The organism is Pseudomonas sp. LB3P93, assembly GCF_054898025.1.
In genome coordinates this window covers 4,699,483-4,715,272 of the sequence record NZ_CM142713.1, presented here as the reverse complement: position 1 = coordinate 4,715,272, position 15,790 = coordinate 4,699,483, and the positions used below count along the sequence as shown (strand labels likewise).

23 protein-coding genes are annotated in these 15,790 nt (G+C 57.9%); 22 read left to right on the top strand and 1 reads right to left on the bottom strand.

Annotated features, from left to right (window positions below; all coding sequences use genetic code 11):
• Positions 1-117: 117 nt before the first annotated feature.
• Entirely contained in the window at positions 118-897 is a 780-nt protein-coding gene (locus ACYZT8_RS21330; RefSeq protein WP_102594660.1) for an XRE family transcriptional regulator, read from the bottom strand.
• Between the two features lie 86 nt (positions 898-983).
• On the opposite strand from ACYZT8_RS21330, the gene ACYZT8_RS21325 reads away from it, so the two are divergent.
• The 22 genes from ACYZT8_RS21325 to ACYZT8_RS21220 all read left to right on the top strand — a co-directional run bounded on the left by ACYZT8_RS21325 (position 984) and on the right by ACYZT8_RS21220 (position 15,788).
• On the top strand, positions 984-1,283 hold the full coding sequence (locus ACYZT8_RS21325) for a Cro/CI family transcriptional regulator (RefSeq protein ID WP_461975711.1): 300 nt from the start codon (positions 984-986) through the stop codon (positions 1,281-1,283).
• A gap of 348 nt (positions 1,284-1,631) precedes the next feature.
• Positions 1,632-1,952 carry a DUF3077 domain-containing protein gene (locus ACYZT8_RS21320; protein ID WP_461975709.1) on the top strand — a complete coding sequence of 107 codons (321 nt, stop codon included), beginning with the start codon at positions 1,632-1,634 and terminating at the stop codon, positions 1,950-1,952.
• Positions 1,949-2,248: a hypothetical protein gene (locus ACYZT8_RS21315; RefSeq protein ID WP_461975707.1), complete on the top strand. Its 300-nt coding sequence runs from the start codon at positions 1,949-1,951 to the stop codon at positions 2,246-2,248. The genes ACYZT8_RS21320 and ACYZT8_RS21315 overlap by 4 nt, the downstream gene beginning before the upstream one ends.
• Positions 2,245-2,505 carry a hypothetical protein gene (locus ACYZT8_RS21310; protein ID WP_461975705.1) on the top strand — a complete coding sequence of 87 codons (261 nt, stop codon included), beginning with the start codon at positions 2,245-2,247 and terminating at the stop codon, positions 2,503-2,505. Before ACYZT8_RS21315 ends, ACYZT8_RS21310 begins: the two co-directional genes overlap by 4 nt.
• Entirely contained in the window at positions 2,502-3,266 is a 765-nt protein-coding gene (locus ACYZT8_RS21305; protein ID WP_461975703.1) for a BRO-N domain-containing protein, read from the top strand. The genes ACYZT8_RS21310 and ACYZT8_RS21305 overlap by 4 nt, the downstream gene beginning before the upstream one ends.
• A complete protein-coding gene (locus tag ACYZT8_RS21300) occupies positions 3,263-3,595 on the top strand; it encodes a hypothetical protein (RefSeq protein WP_461975701.1) in 333 nt (110 codons plus the stop codon). Before ACYZT8_RS21305 ends, ACYZT8_RS21300 begins: the two co-directional genes overlap by 4 nt.
• Complete coding sequence (locus ACYZT8_RS21295; protein ID WP_461975699.1) at positions 3,592-3,816, top strand: hypothetical protein; 225 nt, start codon at positions 3,592-3,594, stop codon at positions 3,814-3,816. The genes ACYZT8_RS21300 and ACYZT8_RS21295 overlap by 4 nt, the downstream gene beginning before the upstream one ends.
• Positions 3,813-4,577, top strand: a complete 765-nt coding sequence (locus ACYZT8_RS21290; RefSeq protein ID WP_461975697.1) for a helix-turn-helix domain-containing protein — start codon at positions 3,813-3,815, stop codon at positions 4,575-4,577. Before ACYZT8_RS21295 ends, ACYZT8_RS21290 begins: the two co-directional genes overlap by 4 nt.
• On the top strand, positions 4,561-5,358 hold the full coding sequence (locus ACYZT8_RS21285; RefSeq protein ID WP_461975695.1) for an ATP-binding protein: 798 nt from the start codon (positions 4,561-4,563) through the stop codon (positions 5,356-5,358). Before ACYZT8_RS21290 ends, ACYZT8_RS21285 begins: the two co-directional genes overlap by 17 nt.
• On the top strand, positions 5,355-6,728 hold the full coding sequence (locus tag ACYZT8_RS21280; protein ID WP_461975693.1) for a replicative DNA helicase: 1,374 nt from the start codon (positions 5,355-5,357) through the stop codon (positions 6,726-6,728). Before ACYZT8_RS21285 ends, ACYZT8_RS21280 begins: the two co-directional genes overlap by 4 nt.
• Positions 6,725-8,098, top strand: coding sequence for a tyrosine-type recombinase/integrase (locus ACYZT8_RS21275; RefSeq protein WP_461975691.1), 1,374 nt, complete (start codon positions 6,725-6,727; stop codon positions 8,096-8,098). The genes ACYZT8_RS21280 and ACYZT8_RS21275 overlap by 4 nt, the downstream gene beginning before the upstream one ends.
• Complete coding sequence (locus ACYZT8_RS21270; RefSeq protein WP_461975690.1) at positions 8,091-8,390, top strand: hypothetical protein; 300 nt, start codon at positions 8,091-8,093, stop codon at positions 8,388-8,390. The genes ACYZT8_RS21275 and ACYZT8_RS21270 overlap by 8 nt, the downstream gene beginning before the upstream one ends.
• On the top strand, positions 8,387-8,938 hold the full coding sequence (locus ACYZT8_RS21265; protein ID WP_461975688.1) for a hypothetical protein: 552 nt from the start codon (positions 8,387-8,389) through the stop codon (positions 8,936-8,938). Before ACYZT8_RS21270 ends, ACYZT8_RS21265 begins: the two co-directional genes overlap by 4 nt.
• A 519-nt stretch (positions 8,939-9,457) precedes the next feature.
• Positions 9,458-9,787 (top strand): MFS transporter, encoded by a 330-nt coding sequence (locus ACYZT8_RS21260; RefSeq protein WP_461975686.1) that lies wholly within the window; start codon positions 9,458-9,460, stop codon positions 9,785-9,787.
• On the top strand, positions 9,784-10,146 hold the full coding sequence (locus ACYZT8_RS21255) for a hypothetical protein (protein ID WP_461975684.1): 363 nt from the start codon (positions 9,784-9,786) through the stop codon (positions 10,144-10,146). The genes ACYZT8_RS21260 and ACYZT8_RS21255 overlap by 4 nt, the downstream gene beginning before the upstream one ends.
• Positions 10,143-10,652, top strand: a complete 510-nt coding sequence (locus ACYZT8_RS21250) for a DUF2514 family protein (RefSeq protein ID WP_461975682.1) — start codon at positions 10,143-10,145, stop codon at positions 10,650-10,652. Before ACYZT8_RS21255 ends, ACYZT8_RS21250 begins: the two co-directional genes overlap by 4 nt.
• A gap of 273 nt (positions 10,653-10,925) precedes the next feature.
• Positions 10,926-11,105, top strand: coding sequence for a hypothetical protein (locus ACYZT8_RS21245; protein WP_461975680.1), 180 nt, complete (start codon positions 10,926-10,928; stop codon positions 11,103-11,105).
• Positions 11,096-11,470 (top strand): HNH endonuclease signature motif containing protein, encoded by a 375-nt coding sequence (locus ACYZT8_RS21240; protein WP_461975678.1) that lies wholly within the window; start codon positions 11,096-11,098, stop codon positions 11,468-11,470. The genes ACYZT8_RS21245 and ACYZT8_RS21240 overlap by 10 nt, the downstream gene beginning before the upstream one ends.
• A gap of 159 nt (positions 11,471-11,629) precedes the next feature.
• Positions 11,630-12,115, top strand: coding sequence for a phage terminase small subunit P27 family (locus tag ACYZT8_RS21235; RefSeq protein ID WP_461975676.1), 486 nt, complete (start codon positions 11,630-11,632; stop codon positions 12,113-12,115).
• Positions 12,115-13,836 carry a terminase large subunit gene (locus ACYZT8_RS21230; protein ID WP_461975674.1) on the top strand — a complete coding sequence of 574 codons (1,722 nt, stop codon included), beginning with the start codon at positions 12,115-12,117 and terminating at the stop codon, positions 13,834-13,836. The genes ACYZT8_RS21235 and ACYZT8_RS21230 overlap by 1 nt, the downstream gene beginning before the upstream one ends.
• The gene (locus ACYZT8_RS21225; protein WP_461975672.1) at positions 13,836-15,107 is read left to right on the top strand and encodes a phage portal protein; all 1,272 of its coding nucleotides are present in this window, start codon (positions 13,836-13,838) and stop codon (positions 15,105-15,107) included. Before ACYZT8_RS21230 ends, ACYZT8_RS21225 begins: the two co-directional genes overlap by 1 nt.
• A gap of 18 nt (positions 15,108-15,125) precedes the next feature.
• Positions 15,126-15,788 carry an HK97 family phage prohead protease gene (locus ACYZT8_RS21220; RefSeq protein WP_461975670.1) on the top strand — a complete coding sequence of 221 codons (663 nt, stop codon included), beginning with the start codon at positions 15,126-15,128 and terminating at the stop codon, positions 15,786-15,788.
• Positions 15,789-15,790: the final 2 nt, after the last annotated feature.

Genomic DNA, 15,790 nt, shown 5'->3' with positions numbered 1-15,790 from the left:
AATATAAGCACGTTGATATTTTCGCGCAAGAAGTATTTTTATAATTCGGTTTGTTATGCTGTTAGTCGGGCAAAAAAAAACCCAGCAAGGCTGGGCTTTCGAGTGCAGTGCGAGGTATCAGAAGAACGTGGCGCCCCAGAAAACCCTGCCCATCACGATGATCTGGGACTTGATCACTTCTTCGTAGGAGTAGAATTCGTCCGGATGCTCAGCGGAGTTGTAACTCCTGACCCTGATCCCACCCCCTGGGAGTCGGTAGAGAACTCGAACCTTAATCAGCCCCATATGCTCAAAAACGTACATGTTGCCGTCCACGATCATGGTATCGCCCATATCGGCTACGACAGTGCTTCCGTCATTCAGTACTGGGCTCATTGCGTTTCCAGAAACGGCCACGGCAATGCTATTGACGTTATCGACGCCCTGTTTTTTGAGGATATCTTCGCTCAGGTGAACACTCGCGGTAGCGCTCACTTCAGCCTTCGTCCGGCCTGGAATTCCGGGGTCATCGAACTCAATCAGGTACGGTATTTCCACATTGAGTAGAGAGTTTGATGGCGCGTATCGGCTGGCTGTCTTCAGGGCCTCAATTCTCTCGCGCATAGCAAAATTTAAATGTGCATCCTCATCGTGTTCGCCGGTGAATATCTCGTTCAGCGCAGCGTGAGTTAATGCTGTCTGGTCTTCAGGCGCTTCCATTTCACCCTCGCCAGATTGCAGCCATACGCTATTAACACCACACGCCTGCGCGATCTGAATCAGGTACGAAGACCTGAGTGTTTTACCGGATTCGAGCTGGCTGATAGCGGTCTGTGCGATGCCGACCTTCTCGGCAAGCATTGACTGTGTCAGATCGGCCTTCTTCCGAGCGAGTTTCAAGCGTTCTGATAGATTCATCCGCTCATCCTATAAAAATACTTATGGGGTTGCAAAGAAGTTTGCTTCTGTGCAGTCTATAAAAAGACTTATCAGAGGCCTTTCTTGTGGCTGAAAAAATAATTTCACTTATCGAATACTTTGGTAGCCAGGCTAGGACAGGTAGGGCGCTTGGTGTCTCTCAGGCCACAGTTTCCTATTGGCTATCTGGAGCCCAAAAGGTTAGCCCTGAAAAAGCGCTTCTTGCTGAGGTCGTTTCGCACGGCGCCATCAAGGCCTCTTCGCTGTGTGAGCTGATCGCTCAGGTCGAAGCTCGCCACAAGCTAGGTGAATCTTCCGCTGAATTGCCGCTGCCCGCACCTGGGTCTGACGGATCTGTTCATCCATCCAGTGAGCTTGAAATGTGATTAGCGCTGGATTTTCTGACATCGTTTTGAGTGGTTGCTCTAATTCTGGAAAGGCAACCTTGTCGGCAATAGGCCCTCTTCCGGGCCTTCCATTGTCTGGCACTTGCCGCTTCAATCGGATCAGGACAACTCAAGGACAGCATTTTATGCGCTCGTACTCGTCAATCCCGCTCGCCCGTCCTGGGTAGCGAATAACCCTCTCAGGGGAGGGGGTTGCATATTTTTGTGACGTGGAACGATGGGTTCCCCTAAACGACACGCACAAAAAAGCCCGCTTCGTCGGCGGGCTCTTTAATCCACTCCTTGCCGGGAGTGTTTAGTACTTCTTCGTCTGTGGAGGACGAATTCATGCACCCAAAAAATAGCACCACGCCATCAAAGGCGCAAGAGCTCCTTCTTACAAGTAAAGCGCCTTTTCACACCTTTCACAGTTTGGACAAATCGCATGGGCTGCTTGAAGTTCGTGCCGGAATGCCTGTCAGCGAAGCCCTCAGCTCCTCAAGCAACCTGCTGGTGGCGGCAACGAGCATCCTTGACCGCCTGCTTGAAGGCGGCATGGATGCGAACGAAATCTATGGCATTCGGTACTTGATCGATTCGGCCAAGGCCTTCGTCGACTCCGGAACTCTTAGCGTCGAGTTCGGCAATCGCCAGGGCGGTGAAGCATGAGTGCCGCGATCCGATTGGCCGGAGCAATCGCAGAAGATGCCCTTGATGCGTTGCGTGGCGCTCGCGAAACTCTTCAGCAGCTTGAGTCGCTGTTTAACTCACTCAAGAAAGGTGCTCAGGCGCATTCGGACACAGCCCGGCTTGCAGCGCTTGGCGCACTGGTAGCCATGGATCACGCAAACAGCTTCGACTGCCTGATTGAGGATTGGCAGAAAGAGCTCGACGGGCCTTTGGTCGCGACACAAAACACCAATATTCAAAACGTGTCGCGTACTCCGGTGGAGGTGCAACCATGACCTTGATCCCTTTTGCCCGCCTCAAGATCGAGGCTGAGGCAATGAGTCAGGCCGGTTACTTCGTCGACGCACTGGCGAAGTTTATCGGCACTGTCGGCGCTCACGACCCTGAACTTTGCGAGCAAGCGCTCGATGGCTACGTCGTCGGTGGTTTGGCCGCCGGCCTGCGTTTGATTGGCACCGAGCTCATGGTCCGCGGCGACGAGTTTGCCTCGCTGATCGCTGAGTCTGAGAGCGTTGGCAGAGGTGTCCAATGAGCCTGATCCCATTCAACTTCAAAGGCTCTGATATCCGGATCATCACAGACGGGCAGGGCGAACCCTGGTTCATCGCGAAGGATGTCGCTGATCTGCTCGAGTATGCCAATCCTCACGAGGCTGTTCGCACCCATTGCAAAGGGGTGAGGGAAATCCTCATCCCTTCTGCTGGCGGCGATCAGATGACGAAGGTCATGCCGGAGCGCGATGTCTATCGCCTAGTCATGCGTTCGAAAATGCCGGCGGCCGAAGCCTTCGAGGAGTGGGTGGTTGCTGATGTGCTGCCGACCATCCGAAAGACCGGAAGCTATCAGCGTCCGATGTCTCCAGCCGAGCAACTGCTGGCCAACGCCCAGGTGCTGGTGGACATGGAGCGACGCCAGGATCAGACAGATAGGGTGGTGGCCGGGATCGAAAACCGCGTGACGAATGTCGAGCAAGTCCGCTACCTAGACTCAATGCCGGCCGGCTTCGAGTCTATGACCTCAATCCGGGCTCGCATCAACCTGCGCCACGGCATCCCGCCCTGGGTCATCAACGCCGTAATGCGCGACATCCACGGCGCGCTGCTGCCGTTCGCCATGGTGCGCAGCAAGCACGCTGACGATGGCGGACAGCCCTATGCGATCTGGCCCAAGGCCGACATCACCCGACGCTTCGACCGTTTCGCCACCGAGTGCACCTTCGTCACCGCAGAACGAGCCACCCATCCTGATATTGAGCAAGGCCGATTCAAGCTGCGCCTGAGGACTTCCGCATGAGCGAAAACAAAACGCCACAATCGTCTGAGCCGACGGAGAGCAACGACGCTCACATGGAACAATTCACCGATGATCAGTTGGCCTACAAGGCTTGGATCGGTGTGGACTTGGCACAAGAGATCCTTTTTGACGATGAGTCCTGCGAAGACAGCCTTCACGATGCGAAGTTCGAGGTAGCACATGCCTGCGTTGCGTTGCGTGTTCTTCTTCGGCGCCTCACGGGCATGGATGCAGAAACACTGCGCAAAGCAGTGATGCAGGTCCGCCTACAGAAGTTGGTGCTGGAGCCGGATGTTGAGCAACTCCCTGCTTGGGAGACCATGCAATGAACATCCGACCGCATACAACAACCGCCGAAAAAGGCCCGGTGTCGGTAATCGCTGGCCCCTGGCCTTACTACGGACACTTCAAGAGTCTGCCCGAGCGCGATCGCTGGGTGCTTTACGGCAGTGCCAAGGCTTACCGCGAGGCGCTGGAGAGCCAGGGACTGGTGATGGTTGAAGGGTATGACGACTTCATCCGCCGCGTTTGCCGGGAGCTTGATCTATGACCGTCGACACACCGCGCAAATTTCAAGGCGTGTGGATCCCGGCCGAGCGTTGGCTGGACCGTACTCTGTCACCAACCGAGAAGGTCATGCTGGGAGAGATATCCAGCCTGGAGACCGGTCCGCGTGGCTGCTACGCGACCAATGCACACTTTGCCGAATTTTTCGACCTGTCTATCTCTCGGGTATCGGAGATCATCAGCGGGCTTGTTGATAAGGGACATCTGCGGGTGGAGTTGATCCGCGAGGGCAAGCGAGTAGTGGAGCGTCGACTGCGACTAGTAGACCCCTTCGGTTTCCCGAATACCCCTTCGGGGAACGCTGCGAACCCCTTCGGAAAAGACGGCGAACCCCCTTCGGAAAACACGCAGGGGAGCAATACACACAGCAACAATACAAAGAGCATTAAAACCCCTTCGGCATCTGGTGATGGAAAAGTGTTTTCAGATGAGGGGTTTGAACAGTTCTGGAAGTTGTACCCGAAGAAAAAGAGCCGAAAGGAGGCACTCAAGGCCTGGACGAAGCTAAATCCTGAAGTCGAATTACGCCAAACCCTGATTGCTGCTCTAGGCGATCACTGCCTTTCCGGGGATTGGACAAAGGACGGCGGCCGCTACATCCCGAACGCCGCGACCTGGCTCAACGGCGAGCGATGGTCTGACGTGCTCAAGCCGGCCTCCACCGGCAAGCAATCGTCCTACACCAACCTGCCGACCCACACCCCCGACATGTACGAAGGAGGCGACAATGGCCCAGCGTTCTAATTTCCGTCGCCAACCCGTGGCCCGCCTGTTCTCTGGGACGTGTCCGGTGCACGGCGATGTCGGCCGTTCGGAGGTCGAGCAGTTCGATGGCTCGACGCAGGTCCGCCCGTGCAAGGCGTGCCAGTGGCAAGCCCTTCGTATCTCGCCTGTCGATACCGAAGAGCACAAGCAGGCGGTAGCTCACGCCGCTGCCGAGAGGATCAACACCGCGCTGATCGGCTCCGGCATTACGCCACGCTTTGCCGGCAGCATGTTTGCCAACTACCGCGTTGATAACTCCACCATGGGTCAGGCCTTGGTGATCTGCCAGGGCTATGCCGACAACTTCGGTGAGCACTACCGCGACGGTCGCAATCTGCTGCTGTGCGGCAACGTCGGCACGGGAAAGACGCACCTGGCTAGCAGTATCGTCCAGCAGGTTACTCGCCATCTCGACGCTGTTGCGGTCATCACCTCGGCGGCCGAAATCATCCGGGTGTTCAAAGGATCGATGGCGCGCGATGCCGGTTACAGCGAGCGCGAAGTGATTGCCGAGCTGGCCGACTTCGACCTGCTGGTGATCGATGAGGTCGGAGCCCAGGCCGGCACCGCTTATGAACTGGCGGTGCTGCATGAGGTATTTGATCGCCGGTATCAGTTGCTCAGGCCGACGGTGGTGGTGTCGAACATGGATGCCAAGGGGCTTGGCCAATACATTGGCGAGCGAGCGCTTGACCGGCTGCGCGAGAACAAAGCGCTGCTGGCCGGGTTCACCTGGGAATCCGAGCGGAGGCGCGCATGAACGACTATCGCGAGCTGTACAGCGATGAAGCTGAACACGCTCTGCTTGGCGCCCTGATGCTGGACGGCAACCTGTTCGATTCGATCACCACCAGTGTGGCCACGGCAGACTTTCACGACCCCGAAAACGCCGCTCTGTTCGAGGTGATGATTGAACTCCATAGCACCGGTGCGCCCATTGATCCGGTGACGTTGCACGGCTTCAAGCCGTATCTGCCCAGCGGCAATATCACCCTGGCCTACGCCGGCGAGTTGGCGAAGAACACCCCCAGCACCGCTAACTGGAAAGCCTACGCGCGGACTGTCCGTGAGCGGGCGGTATTGCGGCGCCTGGTGGATGCTGCTGATGCCGTGCGCGACTCTGCCAGCGAGAACAAGCCCGTGGCCGAGATCATCGCAAGCGCCCAGCAGGCTATGGCGGATTTGCGCGACCTCGACACCGGCGAGCCAGACTACAAGCGCATGGACGAAGTGGTGGCGCGAAATATCGACATCATCGATGCCAAATTCAACGGGGAGGTGCAATCAGGGCTCTCCACCGGATTGGTGGAACTGGACAAAATGATCCGCGGGCTGCGCAAGAAGACCGTCACCATCGTGGCTGGTCTGCCGGGCAGCGGTAAAACAACGCTCGGTCTGCAGATCGCCCAACACGTCGCCTGTTCTGGCGCCGGTGTTGGAATGGTGTTCTCTCTAGAAATGCCGGAGGAGGAGTTGGGCAACCGCGCGCTGGCATCGATTGGCGGCGTCGACTTGCGAAAACTCGACGACGGGCAACTGCAGGATGAGGACTGGCCTCGACTGACTTCGGCAGTCAGCAAACTCATGGATGCCCCTCTGTACGTCAGCGACAAGTCAGGCCTCACGGTCGCGCGGATCCGCAGCATCTGCCGTCAGGTTCAACGCGCCCATGGGCTCGATGTGGTCGTGATCGATTACATCGGGCTGATTGGGTCGGACGGTAAGGCGTTCAACCGCACCGCCGAGCTGGGCAAGATCTCGACGGGGATAGTCAACATCGCCAAGGAACTCAACGTGCCAGTGATTCTGCTGGCCCAGCTCAACCGCGACTCCACCAAGCGCCCAAGCAAGAAGCCGATAGCTTCAGACCTGCGCGACTCTGGTCAGATCGAGGCGGACGCTCACTGCATCATCCTGGTTCACCGCGACATGGACAGTGAGGAGGGCCAGAACGGCGTTACCGAATTGATCATGCCCAAGTGCAGACATGCGCCGGTCAGTTCGTGCCTGGTCCAGCAGCAAGGCCAGTTCGCCCGTTTCGTTAATTTCGCCGGCCGCGAACCTTCCAACGAAGAGGTAGAGATGCAGAGGCCGTTTGCCAGTCAGTACAAGGGGAGGGCGCGGTCATGACCCTTACACCGAAAACATTGGCTGTCGCCCTGAGTGATGCCGAGATCCGTCGACACGCCAACACGGACATCCGCCAGCTGCGTGATCCTCGGTACCGCGAATTGCGCTTTCGCTATTCGACCGTGGATCGCAGCAGAGGCGCTTGGCACGTCGTCATCGCCGGCAGGTGGGGCAAGGCTGGTGATTATCCGGGAATCGGCACCAGGGCAATGCTGGCCACGCTGCCGAGCATCCTGACTCGACGGTCGGCTGATCCGAAAGCAGCCTCTACCATCAGCGCGTGGAAGACCGTCGGCGACTTGCTGGCTTGGTACACCGACCGCATGAGTCGCGATCGCGGTTTGTCTGCCAAGCGGAAGGCCAGTGCTCAATCAGCGCTGCGTTGCCACCTGGTGCCACATTTGGCGGACATCACCCTAGCAGACTTTGACCGTCCTACCCTTGATCGTCTGCTGATGTGGCCCATGCAGGAGCAGTTCGCTCTGTCGTTCGTGCGCTCGGTCTACGGAGTGCTGGCGGTTGCGTTCCGGCAAGCCGCACGCCTGGCGCTGTTGGACACGAATCCGATGGCCGACCTCAAGTTCACTGACTTCGTCCGGACGCGGATCAGGCCAAAGCCAGCGCGCTTGCGAGGTGATGATTTGCCTCCGCTCCTGCAGGTATTCGCTGAGCAGTTCGAAGCCGTGCCGGTGGCGGCCATGTTGCCAATGATGATGCTTTGTCACGGCACACGGCTCGGGGAGACCCGCCTAGCGCGATGGAGGAACATCAACCTCACCACGCGACAGTGGTTCATCCCGGTAGATGACACCAAAACAAAAGCCGAGCACACCCTGCCGTTGACCGATCAGGCGTGTTCGCTCCTACAGCGTTACCGCGCCAAGCAAGCAGCGAATCGCTACACCGGGCCTTTCCTGTTCCCCGGCAGTAACGGATCTGCGTTGAGCCCCAGCAAGGCGTGCACCGTGTTCGCCAGTGTGAGCAAAGGAGAATGGTCGAGCCATGACCTTCGCAAAGTGGCCCGCACCGCGTGGGCAGACCTTGGGGTTGATTACATGGTGGGTGAAATGCTGTTGAACCACGCCATGAAGGATCTCGACGCGACCTACATTCACACCACCGCCGAGGGTATGAAGCGCAAGGCCTTGGAGGCATGGCATCAGCACCTCGATCAGCATGGTTTCGCGGTGCTGCATTCCGAGACATATAGAGGACAGAAGAACGAAGTAAATCGCGTACAGGCCATTGAATCCGTGGCCTCTAGAGAAAATAAGCATCCATCCCAAGGGAGGAGGTTTTTAAACAAAACGGCTTCCAAGGCCACAGCCAGCATCAGCCCCGATAACCAGCCAGGAGACGGCAATGAGTAACGTGACAGCGGCATTGCCGCGCAAAAGCCTGCTCGAGCACGAGCGAAAGTTTTTGAAGATCGCCGGTGAAGGCCTGGCCCAGGAGAAAATCGGCGGTGCCGCTGCAATGGCATGCTTGTTGGATATCGTCGCCAGTTGGCACGCCACTCGCGTAAACATCGGGTTCGGCGATTACTGCAAGCGGTGGGTGGCTGAAGGGAATGCCAAGAGCAAGGCCGCCGACCGCCTGCTGCGCAACTTGCTGGGCCTGGACGACAACCCGCCACCACGCCGCATCCGGAGGGCTGCTTGATGACGGTCTACCGAAGTGCCGAGCACGGCATAATGCGAGCGATGAACGTCGACTCAATTTCACTGCACAAGGGTGCTGGCTGGCAGAACAAGTACAAGCCCGAAGCCTGGGAGGCGGAGCGCGCTGATAACCCATGCCCAATGGATCGATTCGACCAGCTCACCCAGGACAGCATGACTCGGTCGCTACTGCGCCGGGTCTTGGCGTCTCATCACTGGCAAGTGCTGGTGGCTCACTTTATGGTGGATCTGGACGGCTCGACCCAGCAGCAGCGGATTGCGGCCATCGCCCACTTGGCGCGCTCGGCACCCGGGAAGTCCCACCACCTGTTCAGGACGAAGTGCGTCACGGCCTGGGCGACGCCGCGACTGCCTGAGGCGTTCATGGTTCTGCATACTTGGGATAACGCGGACACGCCGACCCCTGAAAAAACGCTTTACCGGTGGCGGTCGGATATCCGCAAATGGCTGGAGGCCGAGCGTGATGCTGCAATCACCTCGGCTTGGGTGATTCTCAACGAAGCGGAATTGATTGCGGAAGCAGCTTGAACGCCCGAGAAAATGAGAATATAGTTTTCCACATTGCGGTTCTGCGTCTTTAGGATGCGAACACGAAAGCCCGACCACTGAGTCGGGCTTTTTTATGCCTGAAATTTACTTGTGGGTTTTGAAGTAGTACCGCATCGCATCCGATACAGGCTCATTGAATTCAACCTGTATTAGATCGTGCGCGCGCCACTTCAAGCGGTAAAAATTCAGCCCACCCTGGAATCGTATTTTTGTGTCCCTTGGTAATTCCTTCAGGGAGTCGAGCAATTCACCAACTGTTGTGCTGCTACCGTCGTCCTTCATGGTGCTCTCCAAATATTTGAGCCGCTATTTTGCCACGACTGGAAAAGCAGCGTTTTGCATGGTTGGCGTGACTGTCACGGTCGTATTTTCACCCCTTTCGAGCCTCGGCATTTGCCGGGGTTTTTTCGTTTTCGGCTCCACCACACCCATTGCCCCGAGCTGGGAGTGCTGCTGGAGCCGATCCTAATCAAGTCATGCTGAGTCGGAGTCGAGCGCATGGATCTTCTGCATCGCCTGATCGACAAAGCCGAATGGCTCATCGCAGGATTGATTGGCGCCATCGTCGCCAGCTGGTGGCACAAGGATGACCTAACCGACTGGCGAGCATGGGCGATCTTTCTGATCACCGGCGTCGCGTGTGCCCTTTACCTGACCGGCATGGTTAGCAACTACCTCGGCGTCACCGAGCCGAACATCGTCGCCGGGGTTGGCTTTCTGCTGGGCACATTCGGCGGCTCCCTACTGTCGGCGATTAACCGCGCCATCAAAGCCGCTGACCTCTGGGCGCTGATTCGCCAGCGGTTCGGCGGAGGTAATCCACCATGAACTTCGAACTGATCAACTCCATTGCTTGCGGCCTTATCGCGCTATGGGCTACCTGGTGCGTGCTGAGCGGGAAGGTGAGAGACGGCATCCTCGGCAAACTGATTTATTCGGCGATCGCCATCAGCGGCTTCGTCGTTATGGCTCGCAACCAAACGTTGTTCTTCGGGCCGACAAACGCCGGCTTGACGCTACATGCGTCTCTGGCACTGGCCGGGCTGCGTCACATCTTCATGGTCACGTACTGGCTTCAGGTCAAAGGTTGGTTGTGCCGCACGCTCAGCTGCGAACACTGCATGGGCTGCGACAAATTGCCGAGTGCCGAGAATCCCGGAGAGTCTCCTTCGAGAAAGCGACCATGACCACGCTGCTACGTTTGGTCCCGATCTGGCTGTGGTTCGGATTGGCTGCCCTGGTATCTATTGGCTACTTGGCGTTCCGTCTGGACAGCGTGAAGGATGATCGAGCATCTGTTACCGCAGAGCGCGACACTGCCGCCGCCCGTGTGACCTCGCTCACCAACACCTTGCGCCTACAGCGCGAACTTACTGACGACATCAACCGAGTCTCCGACGATGCGAAAGCCAAGACTGAGCGCGTTACGGCTGCCGTTGCTATTGCTGATGGCCGTGCTCGCAGCCTGCAGCAGCAAATCACCGACCTCCTTGCCAAGCGAAAGTCCTGTGCTGCCGAGGTTGCCAGCGGAGGCAAGGCAAGAGAAGACCTTACTGTTCTGCTTGCCGAACTGCGTCGAGGCGCTGACGAAACAGCGGGAAGGCTGGCAGAAGCGCTTGACCGAAGTCGAATAGCTGGCCTTGCGTGCGAGGCTGCATACAACGCCGCAGTTAAAGATAGAAGGGGTGATTGAGTGGCCAGGTCAGAAAGCTTTCACCATTACAACGATGGCCGAGGCATCCGCCGTGTCTATGTGAACGGCAATGAGGTTGATTGCGTCATCTGGTGCGACACCGCTAGAGGTATCGCGGTATTCGCCCCGAGGCCATTCCGAGCTAACCGTGCAGGCGATGAGGTGTATACGCGGGGCCTGCGCGGCTCGGTGACGGTCGAGCAGGTTAAGTGATGGCATGCAGCGGATGCGCCGCCCGGCGCGAGTGGATCAAGAAGTGGAGCAAGGTGGCATATGAACGATCCATTGATCTCATTGCTGGAAAGACTGGTGACCGCTCAGGAGAGCGCCGCCCAGTCGATGAGTCAGGTAGCCGAGAGGCTGGACCTGCTGATACAAGCGATGGGCGAGGATGAGCCAGAGGATCCGGATGCTCAGCCACTCACGTACATGGATGGATCGCCATGCCGCTGAGGCCGAAGAAGCCGTGCAACGCCCAGGGCTGCACCGCACTCACTCGCAACCCTCGCTACTGTGATGATCACGCTCACCTATTGAAGAGTGCGGTCCGTGCCAAGCCAAGGGAGAGCAGCACGAAGCGACACTACAACTACAAGTGGCAGCAGGCACGCGCTGGGTTCCTCGCCAAACACCCGCTGTGTCGGCATTGCACGGCACGCGGGTTGGTGGTCGTGGCCACCGATGTCGACCACATCATCCCACACCGCAACGACATGGTCCTGTTCTGGGACAAGACCAACTGGCAGAGCCTGTGCGGACCGTGTCACTCGGTCAAGACGGCCGCCGAGGACGGTGGATTCGGCAATGCGCGGCGCTGAAAGCAGAAAAACCTCGAAAAAACAGTGAAATTCGACCAAATGAGACGGATTCGCGTCCACGGGCGGGGGGAGGGTCGAAAGTCCAGGGCCTTTGGCTTCTAGACCGCGCCCTCAATCGTTTTCTTACACCCGCGAAATTAAAAATTCAGGAGTTGCGCGATGGGAGGCACCGCCACGGTCGCCGGCCGTGGTCGCAAACCCAAGCCAACGGCCAAGAAAGCACTCGCCGGCAACCCCGGCAAGCGCGCGATGAATACAGCCGAGCCCCAGTTTTCCAAGATCAGCCAGATCGACCCGCCGGAGTGGTTCAGCCCTCGGGCCGCGATCATGTGGAACATGATTGTTCCCGAGCTGCTACGTGAAAACGTGGTCGCTATCACGGACCTGCACAACGTCGAGGCCTTCTGTAACGCCTACGACAACTGGCGGCTCGCGCAGGAATCTATCCAGGCCAACGGCATTGTGGTCACCGGTGCCACCGGCGGGCCGATGAAGAATCCTGCGCTGACCGCCGCCAATGAAACCATGCGGCAGATGGTGACCTTCGGCTCGATGCTGGGTCTGGATCCTGCCAGCCGCACGCGCCTTATCGGCGGCAACAAGGAAAAGGAAACCAACGAATTCGCCAAACTACTGAGTAGCTGATGACCAAATCTGCCCACCCCAACGTCGACAAGGCGACGGCGTGGGGTCGGTCATTGCTTCGTGGAAAAGTGCCGGCATGTCGTTACATCCACCAGGCGGTGCAGCGTCACTTCGACGATCTGGCCGCCAGCCGTAAGCGTGGGTTTCGCTTCAAGTTTGATCCGATCAAGGCGGAGAAGAAGCTCAAGCTGATGCAGCTCCTGCCCCATACAAAGGGGGAGTGGGCATTCAAGCGTCAGCTGATCAGCCTGGAGCCTTGGCAATTGTTTGGCCTGGCCGTCACGTTTGGCTGGGTCAAAAAGAAGGGCGGCCACCGCCGGTTCCGTGAAAGCTACTGGGAAGTGCCTCGAAAGAACGGCAAATCCGTTGTCGCGGGCGGCGTGGGCATCAGCATGTTCGTTGCCGACGGCGAGTTCGGCGCCGAAGTGTATGCCGGTGCGACCACCGAGAAGCAAGCGTGGGAGGTATTCCGCCCGGCCAAGCTTATGGTGAGCAAGTCGCCCATGCTCATTCAGGCCGCGGGCATCGAGGTCAACGCCTCGAACATGAACATTCCGTCCGACTTCAGCCGCTTCGAACCACTGATTGGCAACCCAGGCGACGGTGCATCACCCAGCTGCGCGATCGTCGACGAATACCACGAACACCCAACATCGGCCCAGTACGACACCATGCTCACCGGTATGGGCGCACGTCGGCAGCCTCTGATGTTCATCATCACCACCGCCGGCGCCGATATCGAAGGCCCGTGTTACGACAAGCGCCGCCAGGTCGTCGAGATGCTGGCGGGCACCGTGCCTGACGAAGAGCTGTTCGGCTGGATCTGGACGCTCGATGAGGGTGATGACTGGACCGATCCGAAGATGCTGGCCAAGGCCAACCCGAACCACGGGGTTTCGGTGTTCCAAGAGTACTTGGAGAGCCAGCAAGCCAGGGCAATTCGCTCGGCTCGCTTCGCGAACACGTTCAAGACGAAGCACCTGAACCTCTGGGTTAGCGCGAAATCCGGCTTCTTCAACATGGAAGACTGGAAGTCGTGCGAAGACACCACGCTCACGCTCGAGCAGTTCGAGGGGCAGGAGTGGATTGCAGGCTTCGACTTGGCGCGCAAGCTGGACATGAACTCGCGGGCGCGTCTGTTCTGGCGGGTCATCGATGGCAAGACCCACTACTACAGCGTGGCCCCGAAATTCTGGGTGCCGTATGACACCGCATTCAACACCGATAACAAGCGCATGTCCGAACGGTTCCAGGCCTGGGTGAACTCCAAGCATCTGGAGGTTACCGACGGCGCCGAGATTGATTACCGCGAAATCCTCGAAGACACCAAGGAAGCCAATCACCAGGCGCCAGTTCGCGAAAGCCCGATCGACCCACACGGCGCGACCGGCTTGAGTCATGACCTGGACGACGAGGGCTTCAACCCGATCACCATTACACAGAACTACACCAACATGTCGGACCCGATGAAGGAACTCGAGGCGGCAATCACCGCCGGCCGATTCCATCACGACGGTAACCCAATCATGACCTGGTGCATTGCAAACGTGATCGGCAAAAACATGCCTGGCAACGACGACGTCGTGAGGCCCATCAAGCAGGGTGACGACAACAAGATCGACGGCGCAGTCGCGCTGATCATGACGATAGGCCGCATCCACGCTAACGCAGATGTGCAGGGCTCTGTCGACGACTTCCTCTCCAGACCGATGAGTATGTAATGGCAGACACCGACTACAGCATTGACCTGCGCACTCGCAGTCCATTCTGGGCGCGTATGGCAAGCTTCTTTGTTGGCGGTCGATTGTCGACGCCTGATAAAGGCTCGCAGACGGGACCAGTCTCCGCTACCGGCCAAGTTGGCGACTCCTCTGTAACCGATGAGCGTTCCCTGCAAATCGCAACGGTGTTTGCCTGCGTTCGTCTTATCTCAAGCGTCACGGCCTGCATGCCATTGGACGTGTTCGAAACGAAAGGGGAGGACCGGACCAAGGTTGGATTGGACAACCCACTCGCCCGACTTTTGAAATACCGACCCAACGATTTCATGACGGCCTTCGACTTCCGTGTCGCGATGACGATGCAGCTTTGCTACTACGGAAACGCGTACGCCCTGGTTGAGCGCAACAGCGCCGGCGATGTCATCAGCCTTGTACCGCTGATGTCGGTCAACATGGATGTTCGTTTAGAGGGGAAGCGGATCGTCTACCGATATCGACGAGACACCGAGTACGCCGACTTCAAGCAAAGCGAGATATTTCACCTCAAAGGCTTCGGCTTCAACGGACTCGTCGGGCTTTCTCCTATCGCCTTCGCAGCCAAAACAGCGAGCGTTGCGGTGGCGATGGAAGACCAGCAGCGCGACTTCTATGCCAATGGCGCGAAGTCTCCCCAATTACTTATGACTGGGGAAGGCAAGGTCCTAAACAAGGATCAGCGCGCTCAGGTGGAGGAGAACTTCAAAGAGATCTCCGGCGGCCCGGTCAAGAAACGGCTTTGGATCTTGGAGGGCGGGTTTACAACCCAACCCATCGGCGTGAGCCCGCAAGACGCGGAAACGATGGCTGCTCGCAAGTTTCAAGTCAGCGAATTGGCCCGGTTCTTTGGGGTGCCGCCGCACCTGGTGGGCGATGTTGAAAAGTCCACGAGCTGGGGCACCGGCATCGAGCAACAGAACCTGGGGTTTCTTCAGTATGCCCTCGATCCCTACTTGGAGATCTGGGAGGGCTGCATTCTTCGGTGGCTTATCAAGCCTTCCGACCTGGGCCGAATCCACGCCGAGCACAACCGTGACGGTCTGTTGAGCGGCGACTCGACTGCCCGGGCGACCTATTTGAAAACGCTTATTGAAACGGGGTTGCTGACGCCTAACGAGGGCCGCCGCGTCAACAACCGGCCCAAGCTGCCTGGTGGCGACGTCGCCACGCGCCAGTCACAGAACGTGCCACTTGATCAACTTGGCAAAACGAACCCCGCCCCGAGCGGGGTTTAGTTTTTCTGGAGCTACCCAATGTCAAATATCCAAAAAACCTTGGCCTTTACCGAGACCGAAATCAAGTTTTCCTCTGACGGTAAGGTTGGGGTTTTCGAGGGGTACGCCAGTGTCTTTGATGTCATCGATTCGGACGGCGACATCATCCTGCCTGGCGCTTACAAGAAGGCCCTGTCCTCGCAAAGCCGTCAGGTCGGCATGTTCTTCAATCACCAGACCTGGGAGTTACCGGTAGGCAAGTGGCAGAACCTGGAAGAGGACAGCAAGGGGCTGATTGTTATTGGTGAGTTGACCCCTGGCTTGTCTGTTTCCAACGATCTCCGTGCCGCCATGGAGCACAAGACGGTTGAGGGTATGTCGGTTGGCTTCACGGTGACGAAGGACGACTACGCAATCATCGACACAGGGCGCGCTTTCAGTAACGTGCAGGCACTACGCGAGATCAGCATCTGCACCTTTCCCGCCAACGAGCAGGCGACCATTGAATCCATGAAAAGCATGGAGTCGATCGCAACTATTCGCGATGTAGAGCACTGGCTGAGGGATTCGGCTGGCCTTTCGAAGTCGCAAGCGCTGGGCTTCATCGCCCGGTTCAAGTCCGCAGTTCGGAGTGATTCCGAAGGTGGCGAAATCACCGCGCTCCTGGAGCGCATCAAGTCCTTCCCATCTGTAGGAAAATAAAC